The sequence below is a fragment of the Capnocytophaga sp. oral taxon 380 str. F0488 genome (assembly GCF_000318255.2).
GTDB classification, from domain to species: Bacteria; Bacteroidota; Bacteroidia; order Flavobacteriales; family Flavobacteriaceae; genus Capnocytophaga; species Capnocytophaga ochracea.
This window is the reverse complement of the sequence record NZ_KB291240.1, coordinates 1-5,123: the sequence shown is the minus strand read 5'-3', so window position 1 is coordinate 5,123 and position 5,123 is coordinate 1. Positions and strand designations below refer to the sequence as shown.

Below are 5,123 nucleotides of genomic sequence, written 5' to 3'. Positions count from 1 at the left end.
TTTTTTCACCAAAAAACCTCCCTCCTCTCTTCCGAACTTCTCCGATATCTTCCGAACCCCTCAACTCTCTACATTTGCTAATTTTCACATTTGCTAATCTGCTAATTTAACAGCCCGTGCGGCTCGCAGTTTTGGCAAAGTTAATTATCAGCATTTCTGGCATTATTTGGCATTATCAGTATTATTTCTTACCTTTGCCCCTACATTTTCTAATTTGCTAATCTGCTAATTTTCTAATTGAATTTATGAGAGTAGTTATCACCGGAATGGGTATTTATTCCTGCATAGGCACTTCACTGGGCGAAGTGCGTGATTCATTATACCAAGGGAAATCGGGTATTGTTTTCTTGCCCGAACGCAAAGAATATGGCTATCGCTCTGCCCTCACAGGCTTTGTGGAAAACCCCGACCTAAAAGGACTCTTAGGTCGTCGCGAGCGTATTTCTATGGGGCAAGAAAGCGAATTTGCCTATATGGCAACGCTCGAAGCGCTTAAAAATGCCGGTATCGATAGCGATTTCTTACAACAAAACGAAGTGGGAATCCTCTACGGCAACGACAGTGTAGCCGAGTCGGTAATTCTCACAAACGATAAGATAAGAGAAAAGAAAGATACTACCCTCGTAGGCTCTGGAGCGGTGTTCCGCACGATGAACTCTACCGTAACGATGAACCTCTCTACTCTCTTCCAATTGCGAGGGGTAAATATGAGTATCAGCGCAGCTTGTGCTAGTGGGTCGCATTCGGTAGGCTTAGGCTACTTGCTTATCCAAAGTGGTATGCAAGACTGCGTAATATGTGGCGGAGCTCAAGAAATCAACAAGTATAGTATGGGCAGTTTCGATGGTCTTGGGGTCTTCTCAATGCGTGAGGACGAACCCACTTTGGCTTCTCGTCCCTTCGATGCCAGTAGAGACGGCTTAGTACCCAGTGGAGGGGCAGCTACTTTGGTGTTGGAGAGTTACGAGTCGGCGATGAGGCGTGGGGCAACCCTAATTGCTGAGGTGGTAGGCTACGGCTTTTCGTCTAATGGCGGACATATCTCTACACCCAATGTAGAAGGTCCTGCCCGTGCTATGGCACGCGCCCTCAAAAATGCAGGAATACAAGCCAGTGAAATCGACTATATCAATGCGCACGCCACTTCTACCCCCATAGGCGATGCCAATGAAGCAAAGGCTATACACGAGATTTTTGGCAGCCATATTCCTGTGAGTTCCACCAAATCAATGACCGGACACGAGTGCTGGATGGCAGGAGCCAGCGAAGTGATATACTCAGTCCTGATGATGCAAAATAGTTTTATAGCTCCTAATATCAATTTTGAAACCCCCGATGAAGCTTCTGCTAAGCTAAATATTATTCCCGAAACTGTAGAACGCCCTATTAAAGCCTTTTTGAGCAACTCTTTTGGCTTCGGAGGTACTAATTCTGCTTTAGTTGTGAAGAGCATTTAGAATAAGCCTCACAAACAATTAAAAAATATTAGAAGCCCCCTTTGTACAAAGGGGGCTTCTAATATTACGAAAATCACTATTATTCTTCTGTAAATTCTATTACATCAGCCGAAACAGTAACAGTGTATTTTGTCCCTATAAAAAATAGGAAAGAATGTGCTTCTACCGTTTCATTAATAACAGCTCTTGAAGTTCCTACCAAATTAGCATTTTTGAGCATTTCGGCACGGGCTTTCTCTATAAGAGCTTTTCTACCTCCTCCAAAAAACAAAAAATAATCATTAGTAGCTTCTCCTTTCACGTGTTCCACTACTTTAAAATTGTTTTTAGATAATACTACTTGTGTAGTGTGACTATTTTGGTTGTATGTCAGTCCATTACTTACACCACAACTCACTAATAATAGTGCTAAAGTACCAAATAAAATTACTTTCTTCATATAATAATTTGATTATTGATTATTAAAACTTGTAACCTATACCTAATTGAATAATGCGTTTGTTTAAGCCCAAAAAACGAGCTCCTCCTTCATAATAAGATTTTGTACTTTCCAAACTTGTTAAACCATATTTAAAGTTTGCATCAACAAAAAGACCCATAAGAAAATGATATTCACAACCTATTCCCAATGAAGCACCAAAAATACTTTCAGCTGACCTATTTAAATAGAAAGGTACATCTCTAATGTGATAATAGCTATAATCTAAACTTATGCCTAATTTAGGACGAAAGTTGTTGATGTCATACTTTAACCATAAAGGTAGGCTTATTTCAGACATTCTAATTTTAAAAGAGTCGTTGTGTTTCCCACTCTCTTTAATCTTACTTGTTTGAGTAGAAAACATTAAACCCGCATCTAAGAAGAAGTTTTCATAAAACTGATATTCCTCAAATCCTCCTAAGTGAAAACCAGTTCCAACTGCTGATTTTATATCTACTGAGTGTCTTTCAGTAGGATAATACGTGGTGTATTCAAAATGTTTATTCTCCAAGGAGTAAGTAGAGACATTTACACCTCCTCTAATACCCCATTTTACTGCTTGGGCTTTCAGTAAAGTAATAGAAGTAAGGGCTACCAATGTGAATAATAGAAGTTTTTTATTCATAAGATAATTTGAAATTAATACGTTAGTTCACCAAGCCCTAAAAGTGAAGATATTATTAGAAAAGAAAAAGCGAGGACTTTTAGCTTTCATTTATACTTTTAAGAAGCCTCTGGTATGGCTGAAATACTATATAAATAAAAGAAAAGCCCACGCCTAAGCGTGAGCGTTCTCGTCATTTATCCTAAGTACTTCGTGAATTTACCAGATTCTCTTAAAAATAGAATAAAAAACTAACGCTTTTTATGTTTTATGTAAAATTGTCTTGTTGGTTGTCTATATCATTAGACGATGCAAAATTAGTTATTACTTTTATATTAGCAAAATGAAATTGTGTTTATTTTTATGTAAGCGACTAAATCAAGGTTCTTTACTTCTTAAACTCTAAACGTCCTCCTGCAATAATTTCTTCATAAGTAATATATCCTCTATTCAGCGGTTTGTCGTTGAGTAGTGTTTTTGCTTTGCTGTCTTTTCTTTTTTCAATCGTAAAAGTCTTGCCGTTCTCTAAATGCAAAGTAGCTTTATCAAATAGCGGTTCACTTAGATAATACCTGCTGTTGGCAGGGTTAAGAGGATACAAACCTAAGGCGGAAAGCACATACCAACTGCTCATCTGTCCGCAGTCCTCATTACCACAATGTCCGTCGGGTGTATTTTTGTATTGAGTGTTCAATATTTCGGTAACGCGCTGGGTAGTTTTTTCGGGGTGAGCTGTAAAGTGATAGAGGTAAGCCACGTGATGACTCGGTTCGTTGCCGTGCACATACTGTCCTATCATACCAGTACTGAAAATAGGCAGTTTCTCATCGGGGGTAACTGCCAAAGTGAACATCGAGTCGAGTTTTTGTTCAAAAGCCTTAATGCCTCCCATTGCATTGCGCAATCCTTCGATATTTTGTGGCACAAACCAACGATAATGCCAAGCGTTGCTTTCGCAGAAGTATTTACTATAATCTTTTGGGTTAAAAGGTTTGATAAATTGCCCTTTGCTATCCTTAGGGCGGAAGAATGTAGTTTTTTCGTCGAAGAGATTACGCCAGTTTTCAGTGCGTTTGGCAAAATAAGCCTCATCTTCTTTTTTATTCAAAGCTTTGGCAAATTGTGCAATACACCAATCGTCGTAAGCGTACTCTAAGGTTTTGGACACCGACCAGTTTTCATCGGATTTATCCAAATTGTAAGGCACATAACCGTATTGCTTATATAAGTCGATTTCGCGTTCGTTTACCATTGCACTTTGCTTGCAAGCCTCGTAAGCCAAAGGAATATCCATAGGGATTTTCTTAAAATACGCATCTACGATAATAGGCACAGCGTGATAGCCTATCATCATATTGGTTTCACCGCCTTGCATACTCCACACCGGTAGCACACCATTTTCGCGGTAGTGTGCCAAAAAACTACTGATAAAATCGGCGGAAGCTTCGCGGTGTAACAAGGTATAAAGCGGATGAGCCGCACGGAAAGTATCCCAAAGAGAAAAAGTATCATAACGCTTTTCGGGAGTATCGACATCGCTGAAAAGATTAGGCGCCAACATCGATTGGTAGAGCATTGTATAGAAAATCGTTTTTTGCTCCTCAGTACCGCCTTCTACCGTAATCTTCTGCAACTGCTTCTCCCATAGATTGCGAGCTGTCTCGCGATAGTCGTCGAAAGCAAAATGAGGCGCTTCAACTTCCATATTTTTATACGCTTCTGCAATGCTATGCATAGAGAGAGCTGTTTTCACTACAATGGCTTCATTATCGGCGGTAGTATAACGGAGTACAATTTTAGAACGGTTGCTCTTGCCGTTTTCTTTTTCTTCTGTAAACTCCTTATCAGCAAAGGGCTTGGAGAGTTTGATGACGAAATACACCTTTTGGTTGCGCGCCCAACCAGTAGAAAAGCGATAGCCTTCCAAAGTTGTATTATCCACCATTTTTAGATAGGTTTCGGTAGGTTTATCCCAGTTGATGCTATAACCTAAATCTATTGTAATTTTAGACTGTTCGTCTTTAGGAAAAGTATAGCGTTGCACGCCTACACGAGGAGTGGCGGTAAGTTCAGCTTTGATACCATAACTCAGCAAATCGACACTGTAATAGCCAGCCGTAGCGGTTTCGTGTTTGTGAGAGAAATAAGAGAAGGGCAAACGGTTGTTTGCCTCTATGCACTTGTTAAACCTGCTATTGGTAGGCATTATGAGCACATCGTAGAGGTCGCCTGCACCCGTGCCTGAGAGGTGGGTGTGTGAAAAGCCAGTAATGATGCTATCGGGATAGAAGTAACCCGAAATTCTGTCCCAGCCAGGAATACCTATATCGGGGCTTAGTTGCACCATTCCGAAGGGAGTCATCGCTCCTGGGTAGGTGTTCCCCGTACCATCGGTACCGATAAACGGATTTACGTAATTGGTGAGTTGCTTTTTAGGCAACTCTTTTTGTTCTGATGCGTTGTGGCAAGCTGTAAGGGCAAAAACCAAAAGGTAAAAGTATGGTTTCATATGGGTTGAGTTATGAGTTGCAAAGATAGGAAGTAATTAGAAAATTAGCAAATGAGAAAATGAGAGAATTAG

General features: G+C 40.2%; 4 protein-coding genes. 1 reads left to right on the top strand and 3 read right to left on the bottom strand.

The window, feature by feature from the left end:
- Positions 1 to 245: 245 nt before the first annotated feature.
- Entirely contained in the window at positions 246 to 1,457 is a 1,212-nt protein-coding gene (locus HMPREF9078_RS10460; RefSeq protein WP_009420644.1) for a beta-ketoacyl synthase, read from the top strand.
- A gap of 79 nt (positions 1,458 to 1,536) precedes the next feature.
- Here HMPREF9078_RS10460 and HMPREF9078_RS10455 read toward each other — a convergent pair whose 3' ends face one another.
- The 3 genes from HMPREF9078_RS10455 to HMPREF9078_RS10445 form a co-directional block, all read right to left on the bottom strand.
- Positions 1,537 to 1,896 (bottom strand): DUF6567 family protein, encoded by a 360-nt coding sequence (locus HMPREF9078_RS10455; RefSeq protein ID WP_009420643.1) that lies wholly within the window; start codon positions 1,894 to 1,896, stop codon positions 1,537 to 1,539.
- 22 nt (positions 1,897 to 1,918) lie between these two features.
- Positions 1,919 to 2,563: a porin family protein gene (locus HMPREF9078_RS10450; RefSeq protein ID WP_009420642.1), complete on the bottom strand. Its 645-nt coding sequence runs from the start codon at positions 2,561 to 2,563 to the stop codon at positions 1,919 to 1,921.
- 367 nt (positions 2,564 to 2,930) lie between these two features.
- A complete protein-coding gene (locus tag HMPREF9078_RS10445) occupies positions 2,931 to 5,051 on the bottom strand; it encodes a GH92 family glycosyl hydrolase (RefSeq protein WP_009420641.1) in 2,121 nt (706 codons plus the stop codon).
- Positions 5,052 to 5,123: the final 72 nt, after the last annotated feature.